The 22,174-nt window shown below is 69.9% G+C and carries 23 protein-coding genes and 2 pseudogenes; 14 read left to right on the forward strand and 11 right to left on the reverse strand.

The features are described from left to right. Positions 1-104: 104 nt before the first annotated feature. A complete protein-coding gene (locus tag ACIPEK_RS07720) occupies positions 105-440 on the forward strand; it encodes a DUF2516 family protein (RefSeq protein ID WP_383072642.1) in 336 nt (111 codons plus the stop codon). On the opposite strand, the gene ACIPEK_RS07725 is transcribed toward ACIPEK_RS07720, so the two are convergent. The 3 genes from ACIPEK_RS07725 to ACIPEK_RS07735 form a co-directional block, all read right to left on the reverse strand. After that, positions 422-1,786 carry a PP2C family protein-serine/threonine phosphatase gene (locus tag ACIPEK_RS07725; RefSeq protein ID WP_401992016.1) on the reverse strand — a complete coding sequence of 455 codons (1,365 nt, stop codon included), beginning with the start codon at positions 1,784-1,786 and terminating at the stop codon, positions 422-424. The two genes, ACIPEK_RS07720 and ACIPEK_RS07725, sit on opposite strands and share 19 nt — an antisense overlap. 332 nt (positions 1,787-2,118) lie before the next feature. Then, positions 2,119-3,207, reverse strand: a complete 1,089-nt coding sequence (locus ACIPEK_RS07730) for an NlpC/P60 family protein (RefSeq protein ID WP_401992019.1) — start codon at positions 3,205-3,207, stop codon at positions 2,119-2,121. 239 nt (positions 3,208-3,446) lie between these two features. After that, entirely contained in the window at positions 3,447-4,238 is a 792-nt protein-coding gene (locus ACIPEK_RS07735; RefSeq protein ID WP_401992022.1) for a class I SAM-dependent methyltransferase, read from the reverse strand. 225 nt (positions 4,239-4,463) lie between these two features. On the opposite strand from ACIPEK_RS07735, the gene mshA reads away from it, so the two are divergent. The 3 genes and pseudogenes from mshA to ACIPEK_RS07750 form a co-directional block, all read left to right on the forward strand. Further along, the gene (gene mshA / locus ACIPEK_RS07740; protein WP_401992025.1) at positions 4,464-5,816 is read left to right on the forward strand and encodes a D-inositol-3-phosphate glycosyltransferase; all 1,353 of its coding nucleotides are present in this window, start codon (positions 4,464-4,466) and stop codon (positions 5,814-5,816) included. Further along, a complete protein-coding gene (locus ACIPEK_RS07745; protein WP_401992028.1) occupies positions 5,809-6,336 on the forward strand; it encodes a YbjN domain-containing protein in 528 nt (175 codons plus the stop codon). Before mshA ends, ACIPEK_RS07745 begins: the two co-directional genes overlap by 8 nt. Before the next feature lie 13 nt (positions 6,337-6,349). Then, positions 6,350-6,535, forward strand: a pseudogene (locus ACIPEK_RS07750) (hypothetical protein); the annotation flags it as partial. Positions 6,536-6,554: 19 nt separating this feature from the next. Here ACIPEK_RS07750 and ACIPEK_RS07755 read toward each other — a convergent pair. Further along, complete coding sequence (locus tag ACIPEK_RS07755; protein WP_401992030.1) at positions 6,555-7,577, reverse strand: phosphotransferase family protein; 1,023 nt, start codon at positions 7,575-7,577, stop codon at positions 6,555-6,557. Positions 7,578-7,759: 182 nt separating this feature from the next. On the opposite strand from ACIPEK_RS07755, the gene ACIPEK_RS07760 reads away from it, so the two are divergent. Continuing rightward, entirely contained in the window at positions 7,760-8,551 is a 792-nt protein-coding gene (locus ACIPEK_RS07760) for a hypothetical protein (protein WP_383072649.1), read from the forward strand. A 113-nt stretch (positions 8,552-8,664) separates the two neighbouring features. Here the strand turns inward: ACIPEK_RS07760 and ACIPEK_RS07765 are convergent, their stop codons facing one another. Both ACIPEK_RS07765 and ACIPEK_RS07770 read right to left on the reverse strand, forming a co-directional pair. Then, the gene (locus ACIPEK_RS07765) at positions 8,665-8,907 is read right to left on the reverse strand and encodes a hypothetical protein (protein WP_383072650.1); all 243 of its coding nucleotides are present in this window, start codon (positions 8,905-8,907) and stop codon (positions 8,665-8,667) included. Next, a complete protein-coding gene (locus tag ACIPEK_RS07770) occupies positions 8,904-9,152 on the reverse strand; it encodes a hypothetical protein (protein ID WP_114245784.1) in 249 nt (82 codons plus the stop codon). Before ACIPEK_RS07770 ends, ACIPEK_RS07765 begins: the two co-directional genes overlap by 4 nt. 135 nt (positions 9,153-9,287) lie before the next feature. On the opposite strand from ACIPEK_RS07770, the gene ACIPEK_RS07775 reads away from it, so the two are divergent. After that, a complete protein-coding gene (locus ACIPEK_RS07775; RefSeq protein ID WP_401992035.1) occupies positions 9,288-9,926 on the forward strand; it encodes a hypothetical protein in 639 nt (212 codons plus the stop codon). Between the two features lie 177 nt (positions 9,927-10,103). On the opposite strand, the gene ACIPEK_RS07780 is transcribed toward ACIPEK_RS07775, so the two are convergent. Beyond that, a complete protein-coding gene (locus tag ACIPEK_RS07780; protein ID WP_401992037.1) occupies positions 10,104-10,346 on the reverse strand; it encodes a hypothetical protein in 243 nt (80 codons plus the stop codon). 264 nt (positions 10,347-10,610) lie between these two features. Here ACIPEK_RS07780 and ACIPEK_RS07785 point away from each other — a divergent pair. After that, a pseudogene (locus ACIPEK_RS07785) lies at positions 10,611-11,424 on the forward strand (tyrosine-type recombinase/integrase); the annotation flags it as partial. A gap of 80 nt (positions 11,425-11,504) precedes the next feature. Here the strand turns inward: ACIPEK_RS07785 and ACIPEK_RS07790 are convergent. Then, positions 11,505-12,266 carry a phosphoglyceromutase gene (locus ACIPEK_RS07790; protein WP_401992040.1) on the reverse strand — a complete coding sequence of 254 codons (762 nt, stop codon included), beginning with the start codon at positions 12,264-12,266 and terminating at the stop codon, positions 11,505-11,507. A gap of 205 nt (positions 12,267-12,471) precedes the next feature. On the opposite strand from ACIPEK_RS07790, the gene ACIPEK_RS07795 reads away from it, so the two are divergent. Next, positions 12,472-13,824, forward strand: coding sequence for an MDR family MFS transporter (locus ACIPEK_RS07795; RefSeq protein ID WP_401992043.1), 1,353 nt, complete (start codon positions 12,472-12,474; stop codon positions 13,822-13,824). Positions 13,825-13,931: 107 nt separating this feature from the next. Here ACIPEK_RS07795 and ACIPEK_RS07800 read toward each other — a convergent pair whose 3' ends face one another. Then, positions 13,932-14,081, reverse strand: a complete 150-nt coding sequence (locus ACIPEK_RS07800) for a hypothetical protein (protein WP_383072660.1) — start codon at positions 14,079-14,081, stop codon at positions 13,932-13,934. A gap of 171 nt (positions 14,082-14,252) precedes the next feature. Further along, positions 14,253-14,930, reverse strand: coding sequence for a phosphate signaling complex protein PhoU (gene phoU / locus ACIPEK_RS07805; protein ID WP_401992046.1), 678 nt, complete (start codon positions 14,928-14,930; stop codon positions 14,253-14,255). A 196-nt stretch (positions 14,931-15,126) separates the two neighbouring features. On the opposite strand from phoU, the gene ACIPEK_RS07810 reads away from it, so the two are divergent. Both ACIPEK_RS07810 and ACIPEK_RS07815 read left to right on the forward strand, forming a co-directional pair. Further along, positions 15,127-16,401, forward strand: a complete 1,275-nt coding sequence (locus ACIPEK_RS07810) for a sensor histidine kinase (protein ID WP_383072662.1) — start codon at positions 15,127-15,129, stop codon at positions 16,399-16,401. Then, positions 16,398-17,078, forward strand: coding sequence for a response regulator transcription factor (locus ACIPEK_RS07815; RefSeq protein ID WP_030977814.1), 681 nt, complete (start codon positions 16,398-16,400; stop codon positions 17,076-17,078). Before ACIPEK_RS07810 ends, ACIPEK_RS07815 begins: the two co-directional genes overlap by 4 nt. Before the next feature lie 78 nt (positions 17,079-17,156). Here the strand turns inward: ACIPEK_RS07815 and ACIPEK_RS07820 are convergent, their stop codons facing one another. Then, complete coding sequence (locus tag ACIPEK_RS07820; RefSeq protein WP_401992050.1) at positions 17,157-17,819, reverse strand: DUF461 domain-containing protein; 663 nt, start codon at positions 17,817-17,819, stop codon at positions 17,157-17,159. A gap of 620 nt (positions 17,820-18,439) precedes the next feature. Between ACIPEK_RS07820 and ACIPEK_RS07825 the strand changes: the two genes are divergently transcribed. The 4 genes from ACIPEK_RS07825 (at position 18,440) to cysS (ending at position 22,142) form a co-directional block, all read left to right on the forward strand. Next, a complete protein-coding gene (locus ACIPEK_RS07825; protein WP_006380568.1) occupies positions 18,440-18,922 on the forward strand; it encodes a CarD family transcriptional regulator in 483 nt (160 codons plus the stop codon). A 333-nt stretch (positions 18,923-19,255) separates the two neighbouring features. Continuing rightward, positions 19,256-20,002, forward strand: a complete 747-nt coding sequence (ispD, locus tag ACIPEK_RS07830) for a 2-C-methyl-D-erythritol 4-phosphate cytidylyltransferase (protein WP_401992053.1) — start codon at positions 19,256-19,258, stop codon at positions 20,000-20,002. Further along, entirely contained in the window at positions 19,992-20,495 is a 504-nt protein-coding gene (gene ispF, locus ACIPEK_RS07835; RefSeq protein ID WP_383072665.1) for a 2-C-methyl-D-erythritol 2,4-cyclodiphosphate synthase, read from the forward strand. The genes ispD and ispF overlap by 11 nt, the downstream gene beginning before the upstream one ends. Positions 20,496-20,738: 243 nt before the next feature. Continuing rightward, positions 20,739-22,142: a cysteine--tRNA ligase gene (gene cysS, locus ACIPEK_RS07840; RefSeq protein WP_401992057.1), complete on the forward strand. Its 1,404-nt coding sequence runs from the start codon at positions 20,739-20,741 to the stop codon at positions 22,140-22,142. The last annotated feature ends 32 nt before the right edge of the window (positions 22,143-22,174 follow it).

The raw sequence follows: 22,174 nt of genomic DNA on the forward strand, positions 1-22,174 counted from the left end.
GAGTGTGTACCGGGGCGCGGGGCGGGCACCTTTCGGGGTGTCCGGCGCGTTGTCCCGGTACCTTGGCCGCGAGGCGCTCATCCACTTATTAGGCGGTGCACACCATGTTGCTCACAGGATTCAGCACACTCGTCTGGCTGCTCTACATGGCCATGCTCGTCCTGGCCGTGGTCGCACTGGTCATGGCCGCGACGGCCCGTGAGGACGCCTACCGGGCCGCGGACAAGCAGAAGAAGTCCTTCTGGCTGATCATCCTCGGTATCACCGTCGCCGTGAATCTCTTCGTGCCGATGCTGTTCCTGCAGCTTGCGGGCGCGGTCGCGTCCATCGTCTTCCTGGTGGACGTACGGCCCGCGCTGAGGGCGGTCTCGGGTGGCGGCGGCCGGCGCGGTGGCTCCAGCAGCGACGGGCCGTACGGGCCCTACAACGGCGGGCGCTGAGCGCTCGCAGGGTTTGCCGGGGCCGTGGGTGATGCCGGTTCGGGGCGGGGGCGCGGGATGCTCCGGCCCCGGTTGGCGTTCAGGCCCCGTCGGCGGATGTGTTCCTGGTCGCGGTTGAGCAGCAGGACCGCGACGTCGTCGGTCAGTTCGCCGCCGTTCAGCTCCCGCACCTGGGTGACCGCGGCCTCCAGGAGATCCTCGCCGGTGAGCCCCTGAGCCAGCTGGCGGTTGATCATCGCGATCATGCCGTCCTGGCCGAGCCGCTGAGAGCCGTCCGGCCCCACGCGTCCCTCGATCAGCCCGTCCGTGTACATCATCAGGCTCCAGGAGCCGCCGAGATCCACCTGACGGCGAGGCCAGCGCGCACGCGGCAGCAGACCCAGAGCCGGGCCGCCGTCCTCGTACGGGAGAAGGTGCGCGGCCTGTCCGTGCCGGGCGATCAGCGGGGCGGGGTGGCCCGCCAGGCAGAGGCCGGCGCGCCGGCCGTCGGGGGTGATGTCGACGGTGCAGAGCGTCGCGAAGATCTCCTCGCTCTCCCGCTCGTGCTCCAGGACCTGCTGGAGGGTGGAGAGCAGTTCGTCGCCGCAGAGCCCGGCCAGCGTCAACGCCCGCCATGCGATGCGCAGTTCGACGCCGAGCGCCGCTTCGTCCGGGCCGTGCCCGCAGACATCGCCGATCATCGCGTGGACGGTGCCGTCGGGCGTACGGACCGTGTCGTAGAAGTCCCCGCCGAGCAGTGCGCGGCTGCGGCCGGGGCGGTAGCGGGCCGCGAAGCGCAGATCGGAGCCTTCGAGCAGCGGGGTGGGGAGCAGGCCGCGTTCGAGGCGGGCGTTCTCCTGGGCGCGCAGCCGGGACTCGGTGAGCTGGTGCTGGGCGACGTCGGCGCGCTTGCGTTCGACGGCGTAGCTGATGGCGCGGCTGAGCAGCCGTCCGTCGAGTTCGTCGCGGAAGAGGTAGTCCTGGGCGCCGACCCGTACCGCCTCGGCGGCCAGCTCGGCGTCGTCCTCCGCCGTGAGGGCGAGGACGGCGTGGCGCGGGGCGATCCGCAGGACGTGCTTGAGGGTGGCGAGCTCGTCGGCCCCTTCGGCGGGGGCGGAGCGGGCCTCGCTGCCGGTCGGCAGGGCCAGGTCCAGCAGGATGCAGTCCACGTCGTCCGTGAGGAGCCGGCCCGCCTCGGTCAGGTTGCGGGCGGTGCGGATACGGACCCGCGTGCCGGCTGCGGCCGGGAGCTCGGGGACGGTGAAGGTGCCCGCCGGGTCGTTCTCGATCACCAGGAGGGTCAGGTCGGCGCCGTGGGAGGTCTCCGCAGCGGAAACGGCGCTCTGCTGGGGTACAGGTACGGGCATCGGTTCGGGTTTCCTTCCCTCCCCCCGAGGGCGCGGCGGAACGACGATCGACGATCCGCCAGACGGGGACCATAGCGGTCCGCGGTGGGGGAACGGAATGGCGTTCCGTAATTGCCCGCTGTCATATGCACCGCCATAAGCCGCGTCAGGTCACGGATCCGGCGAGATGCGCGGGGGTGGGGCGGGTGCCGGGGCATGACAAAGGTCACGCGGGACGGTGGGGGGTGGGTGGTGCGGGTCACTCCCGTGGGGGTGCTGTGGGGCGCCCCCACGGCGGGTGCTTCGTCCTCGATCGCCGGACGGGCTTGATCTGCCCGTCAGGGCAGCGCCCCCTACTTGTCCGGGCGGACCACGCCGAGGATCTGCATCGAGCCCGCGCCCGCCAGTGTGACGTTCCGGCCGGGGCGGGGGGCGTGGATGATCGCGCCGTCGCCGATGTACATGCCCACGTGGCTGGCGTCGCCGTGGTAGATGATCAGGTCGCCGGGGCGCATGTCCTTGATGGCGATGTGGGGCAGCAGCCGCCACTGCTCCTGCGAGGTGCGCGGGATCGGCCGGCCCGCCGCCGCCCAGGCCTGTGACGTCAGCCCGGAGCAGTCGTACGAACGGGGGCCCTCGGCCCCCCAGACGTACGGCTTGCCGATCTGCTCGGTCGCGAAGGCCACCGCCTTCTTGCCGCTCGCACTCGCCTCGCGGTTGATGTCCTTCAGGGCGCCGGAGCTGAGCCAGGCCGTCTGCAGCTTGTACTCGGCCGCCTGCTCCAGCTTGAGCAGGCGGGCCCGCTCCTTCTCCTCCAGCTGGTCTTCCAGCTTCTTCGCCGCGGCGATCTGCGCGTTTATCTTCTTCTTGGCCTCGGCCTGCTTGAGCCGGTTGGCTTCGAGCTTCTCCCAGTTGGTGCTCGCGTCCTGGGTGTACGTCTCCAGGTCCTGCTGGGTCCTGGTCAGTTCACCGAGGACGCCCTGGGCGGCCTGCTGGCCCTCCCTGACCCGGCTCACCCCGTCGAGGAACAGTTGCGGGTCGTCGCTGAGCATCAGCTGGGCGCCCGGCGGCAGTCCGCCGGTGCGGTACTGCTCGCGGGCCTGGGCGCCGGCCTGGTTCTTGAGCTCGGCGATCTTCGACTGGCCCTCGACGATGGCCCTGGCCAGCTTCACGATCTCGCCGGACTGCTTCTTGGCCCGCTCCTCGGCGAGGTTGTACGCGTCGGTGGCAGCCCCGGCCTTGCGGTAGAGGGCGTCGATCTCCTCGCGTACCGCTTCGAGGCTCTTCTTCGGCGTCTTCGACCCGGAACCGGACCGGGTGTCGGGCTGCGTCGCCGAGGGGGAGGGGGGTGCGGGTGCGGCGAAAGCCTGGACCGGCGCGGTGAGTACGGTCAGCGCACAGACCAGAGTGATCGCGGCTGCGGCAACGTGACGTCGGTTCACGGGATCCCCTCCGAATGAATCTGATTTACCGTCAGTAACTTCTTGCCGATGACGAGATCGTGCCATGCCGTACCGAAAAGCAACAGAGGCACACACCTGCTGTCCTGACGGTCACACGGGTCGACCGACGCCCCGGGAATCGCTCCCCACATCCCGGGAATCGCTCCCCATCGTCCTGACGAACGATGCCCTGTCCGCGTTCCCGTACGCCTCCCCGCATGCGGGTCCGGCGGGTCTGTTCAGTACCTGTTGGGCTGCCGGTTGGGCTGGAGAGCGGTCCACTTCACCGTGACTTCGCCCTGGCGCCACCGCCGTACCCCGTCCGTCAGCGGCCAGTCGCCCGACAGCGCCCGCACCGCCGTGATCCAGCGCTGCCGGGCACCCAGTGACGCGTACGGAGCCGCCGCGGCCCACGCCCGGTCGAAGTCCCGCAGGAACGCATGGACCGGTTCGCCCGGCACATTGCGGTGGATCAGCGCCTTGGGGAGGCGTTCCGCGAGGTCGGAGGGGCGGTCCAGGGAGGCGAGCCGGGTCGCGAACGTCACGGTGCGCGGGCCCTCCGGGCCGAGCGCCACCCATACGTGCCGGCGCCCGATCTCGTCGCAGGTGCCCTCCACCAGCAGTCCGCCCGGCGCCAGGCGCGCGCAAAGCCGCTGCCAGACCGCGGCGACCTCACCCTCGTCGTACTGGCGCAGCACATTCGCCGCCCGGATGAGGTCGGGGCGCTCGGGGAGCGGGATCTCGAAGCCGCCGTGCAGAAAGGTGAGGCCCTCGCGCTCGTACGGTTTCGCCGCCGCGACCCGCTCCGGGTCGATCTCGATGCCGACCACCGTCGTGCGCGGCTCGGCGGTACGCAGGCGCTGCAGCAACTCGACGGCGGTCCAGGGGGCGGCGCCGTACCCGAGGTCGACGGCGACGGGGGTGCCGGCGCGGCGCAGGGCCGGGCCGTGGGTGGCGGCGATCCAGCGGTCCATGCGGCGGAGCCGGTTCGGGTTGGTGGTCCCGCGGGTCGCGGTGCCGATGGGGCGCATGACAGCGAGCGTAACGATCTCACGGGGGCGGAAGGCGGCCCGGGTGCCCGCCCCGGTCCGGCCCGGTGGGCGGCGCGGGGCGCCCGGCACCCCGACCCGGCATACGGCCCCCGCACTGCAATGATTTGGTAAAGCGGAAATGAAAGGAGAGATTCCGCTGTTGCAGCCCCCGAAGGGGCTCAGGTCCCTTCGGTGCCATGCCCTGAGTGAGGAGGACCGGACGACGTGAGTCAGTACGTCTCCCGGCTCGGCAGCAGCCGTGTCGCGCCGCGCCTCAGGTTCCCCGCCGCCTTCCCCGGCGGTCACCGCAAACCTCGCCGCATCGCGATGCTCTCCGTGCACACCTCGCCCCTGCACCAGCCGGGCACGGGTGACGCGGGCGGCATGAACGTCTACATCGTGGAGCTGGCCAAGCGCCTCGCCGCGATCAATATCGAGGTCGAGATCTTCACCCGGTCCACCACCGGCGGGCTGCCCCCGACGGTGGAGCTGGTGCCCGGTGTCCTGGTCCGGCATGTCGACGCGGGGCCGTACGAGGGTCTGGCCAAGGAGGAGCTGCCCGCCCAGCTCTGTGCCTTCACGCACGGCGTCATGCAGGCATGGGCCGGCCAGCGCCCCGGCTACTACGACCTGGTCCACTCCCACTACTGGCTCTCCGGTCATGTGGGGTGGCTCGCCGCCCAGCGCTGGGGCGTCCCGCTCGTCCACGCCATGCACACCATGGCGAAGGTCAAGAACGCGGCGCTCGCGGAGGGCGACACCCCCGAGCCCGCCGCCCGCGTCATCGGCGAGACCCAGATCGTCAGCGCGGCCGACCGGCTGATCGCGAACACCGCCGAGGAAGCGGACGAGCTCATCCGCTTCTACGAGGCCGATCCCGGGTCCGTCGCCGTCGTACACCCCGGGGTCAACCTCGACCGCTTCCGCCCCGCCGACGGGCGCGCCGCGGCCCGGGCGCGCCTCGGACTGCCGAAGGACGCCCTGATTCCGCTCTTTGCGGGCCGCATCCAGCCGCTGAAGGCCCCGGACGTGCTGCTGCGGGCCGTCGCCGTCCTGCTGGACCGCGACCCCGCGCTGCGTCGCCGGATGGTCGTACCGGTCGTCGGCGGACCGAGCGGCAGCGGGCTCACCAAACCGGAGGGGCTGCAGAAGCTGGCGGCGCGGCTGGGCATCGCCGATGTCGTACGGTTCCAGCCGCCGGTCGGGCAGGACCAGCTCGCCGACTGGTTCCGGGCCGCGTCCGTGCTGGTCATGCCCTCGTACAGCGAGTCCTTCGGCCTGGTCGCCATCGAGGCCCAGGCGGCGGGCACCCCGGTCGTCGCGGCGGCCGTGGGCGGTCTTCCGGTGGCGGTGCGGGACGGGGTCAGCGGCTTCCTGATACCCGGGCACGACCCGCAGGCGTACGCGCAGGCGCTGGGCCGGTTCGCCGAGGCGCCGGAGCTGGTCGCCCGAATGGGTGCGGCGGCCGCCGCACACGCCCGGGGTTTCGGCTGGGACACCGCCGCGTCCGCGACCGCCGACGTGTACACGGCCGCGATGCACGAACACCGCCGTCGCGTACGCTCGCACCATGGCTGACGTACCCGATGAAGCGGTGACGACGCAGGTCGCGCAGGTCGCGCAGATCATCGAGGCGACCCTGAAGGACGCCGAGCTCGAATGGGAGAGCCCCGAACCCGGCAGCTACGTCGCCAAGCTGCCCGGCACGCGGAAGCTGTTCACCACCTGTTCGCTGCGCGTCGGCAAGCACTCGCTCTCTCTCAACGCCTTCGTCGTCCGTCACCCGGACGAGAACGACGCGGCGGTGCACCGCTGGCTGCTGGAGCGCAACCTCCGTCTCTTCGGCGTGAGTTACGCGATCGACCAGCTCGGCGACATCTATCTGGTCGGCAAGCTGCCGCTCTCCGTGGTCACCCCGCAGGAGCTGGACCGGCTGCTCGGCACGGTCCTCGAAGCGGCCGACGGCTCGTTCAACACCTTGCTGGAGCTGGGCTTCGCGAGCGCGATCCGCAAGGAGTACGAGTGGCGGGTGTCGCGCGGCGAGTCCACGCGGAACCTGGACGCGTTCACGCATCTGACCCAACGCCCCGCCGGCTGACCTTCCGTTGCTGCTGATGCGGATCGACGGGCTCACCCCGTACAGCGCCACGGTCGGCGTCAGCGAGGTGACGGAGTTCGACCAGATCGACGTCCCCGACTTCGCCGGCGATCTGCACACCCGGCTGGAGGCCTACGGCGCGCCGGAGGCGGTGTGGCCGCCGAACCTCCACGAGGCGCAGCGGGCGTTGTTCGGCTGAGGGGGAGGCGGCGCTGTGGTCAGTCCCGTGCCCGCAGTGCCGTTTCCACGTCCCCCAGAGCCGATTCGAGCTGCGGACCGACTTCCTTCCACACCCCGTCGAGGTGCTCCTGGGGAACGCGGCGCGGAACGGTCTCCACCAGCATGATCAGGTAGAGGTAGCAGCGGTACAGCGCGAGCCGCAGCCGCACGGACGCGTCGAACACCAACGGCTGCCCGCTCCCGCTCCCGTACCCGGCGAGGAAGTCCTCGTCCTCCTCCATGTTCGCGAACAGGGCGAGCGATACGAAGTCGGCGACCGGGTCGCCCCAGAACATCCGCTCACCGTCGATGATCCCGCCGATGGTGCGCGCGCCGGGCTCCCCGTCGACGAGCAGGTTGCCCTGCCACAGGTCGAAGTGGACCAGAGCGGGCCGGGTGACGTCGCCGAGTACGGGCGAGGCTGCGGCGATCAGAGCGCGGATATCGGCTGCGGGGCGCGGCAGCCGGGCGCGGTAGGTGTCCGCATCGGCGAGTACGGCGTCCGTCATCGCCGTGAACGCCTGCCGCCAGGTCGGGGCCAACGGGCCCAACGCCCCGGCCGGATAGCCGAATCCGCCGGGGCCCGTGACGGAGTGCAGCCGGGCGACGATCCGCCCCAGCTCGTTCCTGAGCCGGCGCTCCTCGGCGTCGGACAGGGCGCGGTCGCCCGCGGCGCCGGCGATGTCGTACCAGGGCTGACCCGGGCAGGCCGACATGATCACGTACGGGCCGGTCGGGGCGTCCGGGTCGAGTTCGCTGTGCAGGACACGGGGAACTGCCGCCGAATCGCCCGCGCAGGTGTAGAACTCGACCTCGTTGACCAGCAGATCGCGTTCGTAACTCATCAGGGTTCCGTCGGTCGTGGGCGGCGGTATCTTCACCACCCAGTCGCTGCCGTCGGTGAGAGAAACCCGGGTGACGGCGTTGAACGTGCCTCCGGCGAGGGGTGCGACTGCGGCGATCCGGTCCTCCGTCACGCCAACGGACCGGAGAACGGCCGCGGTTGTGCCTTCTGGCTGCATGGGATGAATTGCCCTCTGTGTCGGTGTTCGATCCGGCTTGCGGCGACGGACAGCGTTTTCACAGGACGATCACGGCGCCATCACGATCACATCCCGTGCCCTGGTTGATTGATCGTCAAACCAACTGCTGCTCATAGAGTGAGCAAAACCCGAAGACCCAGCTCAGAGAGACGGACCGGACCATGCGATCCACCGCCATACGCCGTACCGCCGTTGCCGCCACCGCGGTGTCCCTGGCCCTGCTCGCCACCGCCTGCGGCGGCGGATCGGACTCCGGTTCCGGTGACAAGGGGGCGGATGCCAAGGGCAAGGAGTCCGCCGCCGCGAAGCCGGCCGCCAAGGCACTGACCGCCGCCGAGCTGGAGAAGGCGGCGCTGGCCCAGGGTGACGTCAAGGGGCACAAGATCTCCAAGGCTGCGGCCAAGGACGTGATCTCCGGCGACGACATCAAGGTCGAGAAGGAGGTCTGCGCCCCGTTCGCCGACGCGCTGATGGGGGCGCAGGTCGGTGAGCCCGCGGCGTTCACCAAGCGGACGGTCGTCAGCGAGCCCAAGAAGGGCAGCATGGGCAAGCAGGACGGCGTGGATGCCGAAGACGCGTTCAAGGCGGCGTTCGACATCACGACGACGCAGCTGGCCCTCGGCTCGTACGACGGCAAGGGCGCGGAGGAGTCGGTCGCCTCGCTGCGCACCGCCGCCACCGACTGTGCGGGCGGGTTCGACTTCACGGCTGCCGGTGAGAAGCAGAAGGTCAGCAAGATCACCGAGGAGCAGGTCAAGGGCGGGGAGGATGCGGCCGCCTGGACGGTGCAGGTGGAGCAGGACGGCGAGAAGATCCAGTTCAAGCTCGTGGCCATGCGCCAGGGCCCCTCGTTCGCCTCGTTCTCCTCGATGAACCTGGCCGCGATGGGCGGGGGCGAGGACTTCGAACTGCCGACCGCGGTGGTCGAGGCCCAGGCGGCGAAGCTGGCGTAAGGGCCGGGCGCGGCTCTGCGCGTCCCTTGTGGCGGCGGTCCTGCGCCGCCGAATCCGGGGAGTGAGGCACGACCGCTCGGGCACCCGAGGCATCTCCTCGGTTCGGTGCTGGTTCAGGGCAGCGGGACGAGCCTCACCACGGTGACGATCAGGACGGACCCGGAGACGTAATAGAGCACGATCGCCCCGGCGACCGTCGCCTCGCGGCGGTCGCGCTCGCTCGTGACGGCCGACGACCCGTGCCCGTACGGGTCGCGGCCCAGGGTTCGCGCCATCTCGTCCCGGAAGACCTCGCCGTAGCGCATCTTGGCCAGGGTGTCGTCGGCCGGCGGGGCGTAGGAGATGCGGAAACTCAAGCGACGGTCCGCCTCTCGGCCTCGTCCTGCGCCAGCCGGTCCAGGATCTTCTCGGCCTCCGGATCGGGTACGGCCTCCAGCATCCAGTGCCGCATGACCGCCTGGATCTCGCTCACACCGGCGTCGTTGATGGCGCGGTCGAACTCCTCACGTCTCTCCTCGGGCAGGGTGGCCCGGATGTCCGGAATGCTGTTGGGCACGTCGACTTCGGCGCCGCCGACGAAGGTCTTCAGGGGCTCGCCCATGATTGCTCTCCCCGCTCTCCTTGCTCTCTCCGCACGGCCCGTCCGATCGGCTCCGCTCGTGCACAGGCCGGTACTTGGGCCACCGTAGTGCCAGGGGCGGCGACGGACGCGGAACCCGCGCGATACGTTCGCCCCGTGACGGGAACTTCGTGGGACATATTGCTGATCGGTGGGGCGTCCGGCATCGGCAAGAGCCGGGTCGCCGCGCAACTGGCCGCTGAGGCAAAAGGGTTCATGGTCGAATTCGACGACGTCGTCAGCGCCGTCGAGGCCATGACGACGGCTGAACACCACCCCGCTCTCCACCACTTCGACGACATCCCCGACGTCGCGCAACTCGCCGTCGAGCAGGTGCTGGACCTTCAGATCGCCACCGCCAGGGCCCTGGAGCCTGCGGTGTTGGGGGTCGTACGCAACCGCCTGACCGTCGACGTGCCCGCCGTGATCGAGGGCGACTACCTCACCCCGGCCGCCGCTGCGGCGGCGATCCACGAGGGCCGGGCGGCGGGCCGCCGCGTGCAGGCGGTGTTCCTGCACGAGGGGGACGCGGACCGGATCGCCGCCAACTACGCCTGCCGGGAGCCCGACAGCGGGGTGCAGCGGCATCGGGCGCGGGTCAGTGCGGAGTACTCGCGATGGCTGGGCGACCAGGCCCGCCTGCGTGCCCTGCCGGTGGTCGCCTGCCGCCCGTGGGGCACGCTGGCGGCGCGCATCGGGCGGGCGTTGGGTGCGGAGGGGAATCGATATGGGTTGCTGGAGGTTCCCGGGGCATGAGGAAGCGCGGGGGTAAGGGGCGCTGTTCACAACGACTCATCGATGTCGGCTGATACGTCATGGAGCTGCGGCGGTAGTCCGCCGCGCTTCGGGGTCGATCGGGTTTGTGCGCGGTTGTTGGTGTCAGGCACTGATGTCAGGCCCCGGAGCGCCCTTGGCAGGAAGCACGGTTGGCCCCTACGGCGTGATCCAGTCCGCCCAGCCAAACGTGAACTTGTATGCGGCGCCCACTGCGCTTCGTCCTCGGCTACCCGCCAGAAGCGCCACGCCCAGAGCGACGACGAACAGCGCGGCGAAGGCTCCCGCGATGATCAAGCCTGTCCTAGGTGACCAGACCACTCCCACGAAGACGCTCGCGGTGATCACGATCACCAGGCCCACGTGCGCAGTGGGCAACTCCACGCGGAACAGGTTTCGCATCGAACTATGCGATGCCCGCATGTCTGCGTTGTACCGGTCTCTTGCCGCGTCAGGATCGGCATGCGGCCCCTCCGGCCATCGCTGCTCCACCAGCGCCCTCCCCAGTCGCCCGTGCCGCTGGGCCTAGACCTTAGCTACTCCCCAATCCTCAACCTACCACTCGCGCTTCTGCCCGGGCTGTGCCCTGTGCTTGCGCCGGAACAGGTTGAGCACATCTTCAACGTCGCTCGACAGCACGAGACATGGTCCCGGCGCTGAAGGGCCGTCCGCGGCTCCTACGCCCGGACGATCTATTCCAACGTGCGAGCCACCCTGAGCGCGGCCGTCGACGACGGTCATCTCCCGCGCAACCCGTGTGCCGCCCGTTCGGTCCGCCCACCGACCGTGGACGCCAAGCGCGTCATTCCCTGGACGCCGGACAGAGTCTTCGCCGTACGTGAGGCCATGCCAGACCGCTATCGGGCAATGGTCGACCTCGGCGGCGGCTGCGGGCTGCGACAAGGGGAGATTCTGGGCGTCGCCGTGGACGCGATCGACTTCGAGTCGGACACGCTGCACGTCGTCCAGCAACTCAAGCTCAGCCGCAGCAAACCGGTCTTCGCACCGCCCAAGGGCGGCAAGCTCCGCGACGTCCCGCTCCCGGCCCCCGCCGCTGAATCGCTGCGGGCCCACATGAACCGTTTCCCGCCGGTCGAGATCACGTTGCCGTGGAAGGTCGCGGACGGACCGCTTGTGACTGAACGCCTCGTCTTCTTCGGTCCGCGCGGTGGCCACTTCTGGCGTACGTCCCTCAACGACGAAGCGGAAGCCCTCGTTGGCTGCTGTCGGCATCATCCCGGTCTCCGAACGGGGCAAGCCGTATGCCGAGTCGCGGGAGAACGGAATGCATACACTGCGCCACTTTTACGCCTCGGTGCTCCTGGACGCGGGGGAGAACGTCAAGGCCCTCGCGGAGTACCTCGGCCGCTCGGACCCCGGGCTGACGCTCCGCGTGTATGTGCATCTGATGCCCTCCAGTCAGGAGCGCACGCGCTCGGCTGTGGCCGCTGTCTTCGCGACGGCCCGATCGAGCACCTGACGGCCCAGCGGCGGCCCCAGCGCAAAAACAAGCCCCCTACTCGCGGATAAACCGCAGGTAGGGGGCTTGTCTTGCCCGCGTTACTTCTTCTTGCCCTGGTTCTTCACGGCCTCGATGGCGGCCTTCGCCGCGTCCGGGTCGAGGTACGTGCCGCCCGGCTTGATCGGGCGGAAGTCGGCGTCCAGCTCGTAGGCGAGCGGGATGCCGGTCGGGATGTTCAGGCCCGCGATGTCGGCGTCGGAGATGTCGTCGAGGTGCTTGACCAGGGCGCGGAGGCTGTTGCCGTGGGCGGCGACCAGGACCGTGCGGCCGGCCAGGAGATCCGGGACGATGCCGTCGTACCAGTACGGCAGCATGCGGACGACGACGTCCTTGAGGCACTCGGTGCGCGGGCGCAGCTCCGGCGGGATCGTCGCGTAGCGCGGGTCGTCGCTCTGGGAGAACTCGGTGCCGTCCTCGAGGGCGGGCGGCGGGGTGTCGTACGAGCGGCGCCAGAGCATGAACTGCTCCTCGCCGAACTCGGCGAGCGTCTGCGCCTTGTCCTTGCCCTGCAGGGCGCCGTAGTGGCGCTCGTTCAGCCGCCAGGAGCGGTGGACGGGGATCCAGTGGCGGTCCGCGGATTCCAGCGCGAGCTGCGCGGTACGGATGGCGCGCTTCTGGAGGGAGGTGTGCAGGACATCGGGGAGCAGGCCGGCGTCCTTGAGCAGCTCACCGCCGCGGACTGCCTCCTTCTCGCCCTTCTCCGTGAGGTTGACGTCCACCCAACCGGTGAACAGGTTCTTCGCGTTCCATTCGCTCTCGCCGTGGCGGAGGAGGATCAACTTGTACGGTGCGTCGGCCATGGGCCCGAGCGTAATCGAAGCCGTACGGGCGCTGCGCGGCCGGTCACAGGGCGGACAGGCGGGGCGGGTGAGGGGCCGGGACCGGGACGATTGACTGCAGGCGTCAATTGACTGGCGGACCGGAATCCGGGATTCGTAATGTTCGGACAGCCGACGGGCCTCTTACCTTCGGTGCCCGTTCCGTACTTCCCTGGGGGGATTCCGTATGTCTGTCGCCGGTTTCAGACGGGCCGCACGCGAATCCGTGTCCGGTCTCCCCAGGGAGTTCTGGTGGCTGTGGACCAGCACGCTGGTCAACCGCCTCGGGGCGTTCGTCGCCACCTTCATGGCGCTCTACCTGACCCTCGATCGGGGCTACTCCGCCTCGTACGCCGGTCTGGTCGCCGCGCTGCACGGGCTCGGCGGGGTCGTCTCCTCGCTCGGGGCGGGGGTGATGACCGACCGGCTGGGCCGTCGGCCCACCATGCTCATCGCGCAGACCTCGACCGCCGTGTCCGTGGCCGTGCTCGGGTTCATGGTCCATCCGGTGGCGATCGCGGCCGTCGCCTTCGTCGTCGGCATGGCCAGCAACGCCTCGCGGCCCGCCGTACAGGCCATGATGGCCGACATCGTCCGGCCCGAGGACCGGGTGCGGGCCTTCTCGCTCAACTACTGGGCGATCAATCTGGGCTTCGCCGTCTCCTCGGCCGGGGCAGGGTTCGTCGCCGAGTACAGCTACCTCGCCGGGTTTCTCGGGGAGGCCGCGATGACGCTCGTCTGCGCGTTCGTCGTCTTCATGAAGGTGCCCGAGTCACGGCCGGAGAAGGCGGCGCCGGCCGGGCATGCGGTCACCGGCGCCGACGAGGTCCGGCTCTCCACCGTGCTGCGCGACGGGCGGTTCATGAGCGTCGTCGGGCTGTCCTTCGTCATCGCCCTGATCTTCCAGCAGGGTTACGTGGGGCTGCCGGTGGCCATGGGGGCGGATGGGTTCTCCAGCTCCGACTTCGGCACCGCCGTCGCCGTCAACGGTGTGCTGATCGTGGTGCTCCAGATCCCGGTCACCCGCTTCATCCAGCACCGTGATCCGCGCCGGCTGCTCATCGTGTCATCGCTGCTGGCGGGGTACGGATTCGGGCTCACCGCGTTCGCCGGTTCGGTCGCCGTGTACGCGCTGACCATCTGCGTCTGGACGGTCGCCGAGATCGTCAATTCGCCCGTCCAGACCGGTCTGGTGGTCCGGCTCTCGCCCGCTCAGGGCCGCGGCCGCTACCAGGGCATGTACACGATGTCCTGGTCCGCGGCGGCGCTGGTCGCACCGCTGATGTCGGGTGTGGTGATCGACCGGTTCGGGGCCCAGTGGCTGTGGGGGACGTGTGGGGTCCTGGGTACCGGGGCCGCGCTCGGGTACTGGCTGCTGATGCGGAATCTGCCGGGGGAGGACGGGGCAGCCGCCGAGGGCGGCCAGCTGGCGGAGAGCGGCCGGACGGTGACGGGAAGTGGCCGGGATGCGGGGGATGTCGTCGCGGTCGGTCCCGGGGCCGGCGCCGATGCCGATGCCGGGCCCGGGCCTTCCGCCTAGGGGACGCGCGGACGCCGCCCGGCGCCGCATCGGCACACGAAGGGCGCCCCGCGCGGAGCAGTCCGCTCCGCGCGGGGCGCCTTTCCGGCTCCGTGCAGGCCCGCCGGTCAGCCGCAGCAGCCACCGCACTGGCACGGGGCCCCGGACTGGCATCCGCATCCGCAGCCCGAGCCGCAGCCGCAGGCGCCGAGCACGGTCAGGTGCACCACTTCAGCGGGTGCCTCCTGCTGGAGTTCGGTCGTGGGGGAATCGGCCATGGTTCCTCCTCATTGCGCACGACAGGGTCGTACGCCACGACGACGCGCGTACGACCGGGGCGTACGGACAAGGCGTGCCGCCCCACCCCATTGCATGCCCAACCGGGCGGGCGCATCAACGGCGCATACGCGCAGAGACACATGTGCGACGGGATGCGACGGCGTACGCCGCTACACGCCCTCCACCGTCGCCTGCTGCTGGATCTCGTCGGCGTGCTCGCCCGTCACCAGGTAGACCACGCGCTTGGCGACCGACACCGCATGATCGGCGAAGCGCTCGTAGTAGCGGCCGAGCAGCGTCACGTCGACGGCCGTCTCGATGCCGTGCTTCCAGCGGTCGTCCATCAGGTGCTGGAACAGCGTGCGGTGCAGCAGGTCCATCTCGTCGTCGTCCTGCTCCAGCTGAAGCGCCAGGTCGACGTCCTTGGTGATGATCACCTCGGCCGCCTTGGCCATCAGGCGCTGCGCCAGCTGCCCCATCTCCAGAATGGTGGCGTGCAGGTCGTGCGGCACCGCCGATTCCGGGAACCGCAGCCGGGCCAGCTTGGCGACATGCTGGGCGAGGTCGCCCGAGCGCTCCAGATCGGCGCTCATCCGCAGCGAGGTGACCACGATCCGCAGATCCGTCGCCACGGGCTGCTGACGCGCGAGCAGGGCGATGGCCCGCGCCTCCAGGTCGTGCTGGAGGTCGTCGACCTTCTGGTCCGCGGCGATCACGCTCTCCGCGAGCTTGAGGTCGGCATCGAGCATGGACGTCGTCGCCCGGCCGATCGCCGAACCGACCAGCCGGGCCATCTCGACCAGGCCTTCTCCGATCGAGTCGAGTTCCTCGTGGTACGCGTCACGCATGGAAGTCCCTCTCCAGTCCTCACTAAGGCCGGGGCCAGGTATGAACCCCACGCTGCCACCATGGGCGGCGTACGCGTCGGCTTCCGGCCGCCCAAGTGAACCAACCCTTGCTCCTCGGTGAACTCTGGGCGACGAGTGTTCGGATCCGCACTCGGATGGCTGGGAGAGTCCTCCCGGACCCGCATAACCTTGACGTATGGACGTGAACGCGGCAGTCGCCGCAGCTGCGGCGATCGGCGGTGCTTGTACCGGCGTGATCGCCATGCTGGCGTTCCGCTGGAGCGAGCGCGACCAGAAGAAGCCGACGCGCACCTCCCTGCGGCCCGACAGCAATGCCCCCCTGCCCCCCGGGGTGGACACGGTCCTGTCCGTGCTCAGTTCCTCCGCGGTCGTGCTCGACGAGAGCGACAGCGTGGTCAAGGCCAGCTCCGCCGCCTATGCGCTGGGCCTGGTCAGGGGCGGGCGGCTCGCCGTCGACGCGATGCTGAACATGGCCAGGGACACCCGCCGCGACGGTGAGATACGGCAGGTCGAACTGGACCTCCCCAGGCGCGGTACGGGTCGCGGCGAGGCCCTCGCGGTCTCCGCCCGGGTCGCCCCGCTGGGCTCCCGGCTGGTGCTCCTGCTGGTCGAGGACCTCACCGAGGCCCGCCGCATAGAAGCGGTACGGCGCGACTTCGTCGCCAACGTCAGCCATGAGCTCAAGACCCCGGTCGGCGCGCTCTCGCTGCTCTCCGAGGCCGTGATGGACGCTTCCGACGACCCGGAGGCGGTGGAGCGGTTCGCGGGGCGGATGCAGATCGAGGCGACCCGGCTGACCAACCTCGTACAGGAGATCATCGACCTCTCCCGGGTGCAGAACGACGACCCGCTGGAGGACGCCGAGCCGGTCCGGGTGGACGACCTGGTGGCCGAGGCCATCGACCGCTGCCGCCAGCAGGCCGGCTCGAAGCAGATCACCATGGCAGCGGGTGGCACCGCGGAGCTCCGTATCTGGGGCAACCGCGGCCAGCTCGCAGCGGCGCTCGGCAACCTCGTCGAGAACGCCGTCAACTACAGCCCCGCCCGTACCCGAGTGGGCATCGCCGCCAGGCGACTGTCCGTACCCGGCGGGGACCAGATCGAGATAGCCGTGACCGACCAGGGCATCGGTATCTCGGAGAAGGACCGCGAGCGGGTCTTCGAACGCTTCTACCGCGTCGACCCGGCCCGCTCACGGGCCACCGGTGGCACCGGCCTCGGCCTCGCCATCGTCAAGCACGTGGCCGCCTCGCACGGCGGGGAGGTCACGGTCTGGAGCTCGGAGGGCCAGGGCTCCACCTTCACCCTGCGGCTGCCCGAAGCGGGCTCCGTACGGGAACGGGACCACAGCTCGGGCGGACCGCTCATCGTCAACGGCGACGAGGGCCCCCGCGGACCCGCTCACCCCGACACCCTTGATCCATTCCCTGCCCCGGAGGTCCTTCCGTGACCCGAGTGCTTGTCGTCGAGGATGAGGAATCCTTCAGCGACGCCCTGTCCTACATGCTCCGCAAGGAGGGTTTCGAGGTCGCCATCGCGGCCACGGGCCCGGACGGGCTTGACGAGTTCGAGCGCAACGGCGCCGATCTCGTGCTGCTCGACCTGATGCTGCCGGGCCTGCCCGGTACGGAGGTCTGCCGTCAGCTGCGCAGCAGGTCCAACGTCCCCGTGATCATGGTCACGGCCAAGGACAGCGAGATCGACAAGGTCGTCGGCCTGGAAATAGGAGCCGACGACTACGTCACCAAGCCGTTCTCCTCGCGGGAACTCGTCGCCCGCATCCGCGCGGTGCTGCGCCGCCGCGGAGAGCCGGAGGAGGTCACGCCGGCCGCGCTGGAGGCGGGCCCGGTCCGGATGGACGTGGACCGCCACGTCGTGACGGTCTCCGGCGGCAAGGTCGACCTCCCGCTCAAGGAGTTCGACCTGCTGGAGATGCTGCTGCGCAACGCCGGCCGGGTCCTGACCCGCATGCAGCTGATCGACCGGGTCTGGGGCGCGGACTACGTGGGCGACACCAAGACCCTCGACGTCCACGTCAAGCGCCTGCGCGCCAAGATCGAGCCCGACCCGGGCGCACCGCGCTTCCTGGTGACGGTGCGGGGCCTGGGGTACAAGTTCGAGCCGTAAACCGGCCCGTATGCGACGGCGGAGGGCGCCCCCCCCGAAAGGGAGGGCGCCCTCCGCCGTCCGCGTACCCGCGTACGGTCAGCCGGTCTGCGCCGAGGCGGACGCGGCGTCGCTCGGGGCGACCGTGTCGCTGTCGGACTCCGACGTGCCCGGGGCCCCCGCGGCCGGCGAGGCGGAACCGGACGGCGTGGTGGAGGCCTCGGGCGACTGCCCCGGCGCCACCGGCAGCGAGCTCGGGCCGAAGCCCTGGAAGTAGCTGGTCGCCGGAACCACGAACGCGCCGAGCGAGATCTCACCGGTCGAGCTGAACTTGAAGACGACGGGCTGCACATTGCCGGCCTGCGCGGCCTCGCGGCCGTTCTCGATGACGGCGGACGCATTGCCCTCGCCGCCGAGAACCACCCTGCCGCCGGCCGGGACCACGACCGGTCCGGTGCCCTTGGCGGCGTGCAGCTTCACCGCGACGCTCGTACCCGGCAGGGTGACGGAGTCCAGGGTCTGCTGCTTGGTGCCTTTGTTGAACAGCGTCGCGGAAACGACGGCCGGGCCTTCGGCGTTGCGCTCGGGCTGGGTGATGACGTTCGCGTTCTGGATGCTGATGTCGCCGGAGGCGGCGGCAGCACTGTCCGGCCTGACCTTGAGCGTCGCTGCGTCATTGCCCGCACCGCATGCGGTGAGCGAGGCGATCGAGAACACGATGGCTGTGGCGGCGAGGGCGCCGTGTCGAAGGCTGCGGCTCACGGCGGCGGCAACTCCTTGAACGTGTCGGACTGCGGACGGGAGGGGCGGGCGACGTAAAGCCGCCCTAAGGGTGTGTCAGCGGCCTCAGGCTACCGAGCCGCCAGTCCCGCCCCGCACCCGACCCGCCCCTTCGCGCACCGGCACTTCCCGGAGCCGGTGCCGTTCGGGGTCCGCACCCGGCCGAGGTTCGCGGACCGGCGCATCCCGAAACCGGTCGACACGCGCCGTTCACATATCGCCGGTGATCAATTCATGGAGCGTGGCGCATTCCGCGCGCATAACCGATCGCATCGGGGCGCTGATCAATTTCATTGATCCATCACACTTACGTCCGTACGGGTGATCGATGTCCGAACGGAGTACGGAAAGTCCATCATCCGGAATCCGGCAAAACGGGACGTTCGACCACTTTGAAGGGGGGGTCGGATGTGTGTAACGTGCGCCTTTCGCCCTGCCCGTACAGCCGCTCCGACCTGCGAATACCGTCTCCCGTGAGCCTTCCGCAGCACGTACGTGTTGCTGTTGTCAAGCCCCGAGATATGCCCTGACCTGCGAAAACGCCATTCAGGAGAAGCTGTTCTCGTGTTACTCTTGATAGCCACGGAAGGGGTACCTGTCACATGACGTTCAAGGTTGGCGACACCGTGGTCTATCCCCATCACGGGGCCGCGCTGATCGAGGCTATCGAAACTCGCCAGATCAAAGGCGTGGACAAGACCTACTTGGTGCTCAAGGTCGCCCAGGGCGACTTGACGGTTCGTGTGCCGGCGGACAATGCGGAGTTCGTGGGTGTGCGCGACGTGGTCGGGCAGGAGGGGCTGGACCGGGTCTTCGAGGTGCTGCGTGCACCGTATGCCGAAGAGCCGACGAACTGGTCCCGGCGCTACAAGGCAAATCTGGAGAAGCTCGCCTCCGGCGATGTCATCAAGGTCGCCGAAGTTGTTCGCGACCTGTGGCGTCGTGAGCGCGAGCGTGGACTCTCCGCAGGTGAGAAGCGCATGCTCGCCAAGGCTCGCCAGATTCTGGTGAGCGAGCTCGCTCTCGCGGAGAACACGAACGAAGACAAGGCCGAGGCTCTGCTCGACGAGGTACTCGCGTCCTGAACCGGCTTGCGCCGGTCGTAAAAAATGTGCCGCGGTGCCCGCTGACAACCGTATTCACGGTATGTCGTCGGGCGCTGCGGCATGTCCGGATTCAGCCAGGACGCGTCTGGATTACGTTCTGACTCACCGATGCGTTGGCTTCATCGGCGATCCCCCCGATACGTTGCTCGCGATCTTGTGTAGCCGATCCCGAGCGACCGGTGCGGCTTGTCCGACTTCGACCGGGTGTCACGGAAAGGGCCCGGTCGAGTCATGGCGTGGCGCCCGGCTCGCTTGTGGCCATACCCATGTCGGCTGGGGAAACAAACATGCCGGAGCTTCGGAGTGCAACCGATGTCTGATCAATCGCGTCCGTACCGCACCGCCGCCGTGATTCCCGCGGCCGGCCGCGGCGTACGGCTCGGCCCGGGCGCCCCCAAGGCGCTCCGCGCGCTGGGCGGGACGCCCATGCTCATCCATGCGGTACGGGCCATGGCGGCGTCCCGTTCCGTGTCCCTGGTCGTCGTCGTCGCGCCGCCGGACGGCGCCGCCGAGGTCAAGAACCTGCTCGACGAGCACGCCCTGCCCGAGCGCACCGACTACCTCGTCGTGCCCGGCGGCGAGACCCGGCAGGAGTCGGTGCGGCTCGGTCTCGACGCCCTGCCCGAGGGCGTCTGTGTCGTCCTCGTCCACGACGCGGCGCGCCCGCTGGTGCCCGTCGACACCGTGGACGCGGTGATCGAGGCGGTACGGGACGGGGCGCCCGCCGTCGTCCCCGCGCTGCCGCTCGCCGACACCGTCAAGGAGGTCGAGCCCGGTCCGCCGGGGGAGCCGGAGCCGGTCCTCGGTACGCCCGTACGGGCCAGGCTGCGCGCGGTACAGACTCCGCAGGGCTTCGACCGCGACACGCTCGTACGCGCGCACAAGACGGTCGCCGTCAGCGGCGAGGGCGCCACGGACGACGCGGGCATGGTGGAGCAGCTCGGGGCGCCCGTCGTGGTCGTACCCGGGCACGAAGAGGCGTTCAAGGTGACCCGGCCGCTGGATCTGCTGCTGGCCGAGGCGGTACTCGCACGCAGGAGGGCGAACGATGGCTTCTGAGGAACGGACCGGGCCCGTGATCCCGCTCGTCGGGATCGGCACGGACATCCACGCCTTCGAAGAGGGCCGCGAGCTGTGGTGCGCGGGACTGCTGTGGGAGGGCGAGGGGCCCGGCCTGGCGGGGCACTCCGACGCCGATGTCGTCGCGCACGCCGCGTGCAACGCGCTCTTCTCCGCCGCCGGGCTCGGCGACCTCGGGCAGCACTTCGGCACGGGGCGGCCCGAGTGGTCCGGCGCCGCCGGGGTCACCCTGCTGACGGAGGCGGCGCGAATCGTACGGGCCGAGGGCTTCGAGATCGGCAATGTCGCCGTTCAGGTCGTCGGCGTGCGGCCGAAGATCGGCAAGCGGCGCGACGAGGCGCAGAAGGTGCTGTCGGCCGCCGTGGGGGCGCCCGTCTCGCTTTCCGCCGCCACCTCCGACGGGCTCGGCTTCACCGGTCGGGCCGAGGGCCTCGCGGGGATCGCGACGGCACTGGTCTACCGCACGGACTGACCTGCCGGTGGGTGGGTCGGGGGCCTCGTGCCAGTCCCCGTGTTTCCCGAGGCCCACGAACGCAGGAACGGGAAGCGGGAGCGGCGACGCGGGTGGGGTACGGGTAGAGGCGCCATCGACCCCACTTGGAGGACGTACGCCATGGCTGCCGCACCCTCCTGGGCACACCCGGCCGGTACAAACTTTTCCCCGCGATTCCCAAGGGGTCGCGGGGCACTGGTGCGCGCCCACTACCCTTGAGGCGTGACTATTCGCCTGTACGACACCAGCGCCCGGCAGATCCGTGACTTCGTACCGCTCACAGCGGGCTGTGTCTCGATCTACCTCTGTGGCGCGACTGTCCAGGCCGCCCCGCACATCGGGCACATCCGATCCGGGCTGAACTTCGACATCATGCGCCGCTGGTTCGAGTACCGCGGCTACGACGTCACGTTCATCCGGAACGTCACCGACATCGACGACAAGATCATCGCGAAGTCGGCCGAGCAGGGCCGCCCGTGGTGGGCCATCGGGTACGAGAACGAGCGGGCGTTCAACGCCGGCTACGACGCGCTCGGCTGCCTCCCGGTCACGTACGAACCCCGCGCGACCGGCCACATCACCGAGATGATCGAGATGATGCGGGGCCTGATCGAGCGCGGCCACGCCTACGCGGCCGATGGCAACGTCTACTTCGACGTGCGCTCCTTCCCCGGCTACCTGGAGCTCTCCAACCAGGACCTGGACGATCTGCGCCAGCCGTCCGGCGAAGGCGAGACCGGCAAGCGCGACCAGCGCGACTTCGCGATGTGGAAGGCGTCCAAGCCCGGTGAGCCGAGCTGGGAGACCCCGTGGGGCCGCGGCCGGCCCGGCTGGCACCTGGAGTGCTCCGCCATGGCGCACAAGTACCTCGGCACCGCCTTCGACATCCACGGCGGCGGCATCGACCTGATCTTCCCGCACCACGAGAACGAGATCGCCCAGGCCAAGGCGTACGGCGACGACTTCGCGAAGTACTGGGTGCACAACGGCTGGGTCACCATGTCCGGCGAGAAGATGTCGAAGTCGCTGGGCAACTCGGTGCTGGTCAGCGAGATGGTCAAGGCGTGGCGTCCGATCGTGCTGCGCTACTACCTCGGTACCCCGCACTACCGGTCGATGATCGAGTACAGCGAGGAGGCCCTGCGCGAGGCCGAGTCCGCGTTCGCGCGGATCGAGGGCTTCGTCCAGCGCGTCACCGAGAAGGCCGGCGAGACGGTCGAGCCCGCCACCGAGGTGCCGCCCGCGTTCGCCGAGGCGATGGACGACGACCTGGGCGTCCCGCAGGCGCTCGCGATCGTCCACACCACGGTCCGCCAGGGCAACTCCGCACTCGCCGCCGACGACAAGGAAGCCGCCGTCGCCCGGCTCGCGGAGGTCCGCGCGATGCTCGGCGTCCTCGGCCTCGATCCGCTCGACGAACACTGGGCGGGCGAGAGCGACCGCGGCGACGATCTGCACGGGGTCGTCGACACGCTCGTACGTCTCGTGCTCGACCAGCGCCAGTCGGCCCGCGAGCGCAAGGACTGGCCCGCCGCCGACGCCATCCGCGACCAGCTCAACCAGTCCGGACTCGTCATCGAGGACAGCCCGACCGGGCCACGGTGGACACTCGGCCCGCGCCAGTAGTTCTCACCATGTGCCGCCCGGCGATCCGGGCG

It is taken from the genome of Streptomyces sp. NPDC088246 (genome assembly GCF_044741025.1).
Classification (GTDB): Bacteria; Actinomycetota; Actinomycetes; order Streptomycetales; family Streptomycetaceae; genus Streptomyces.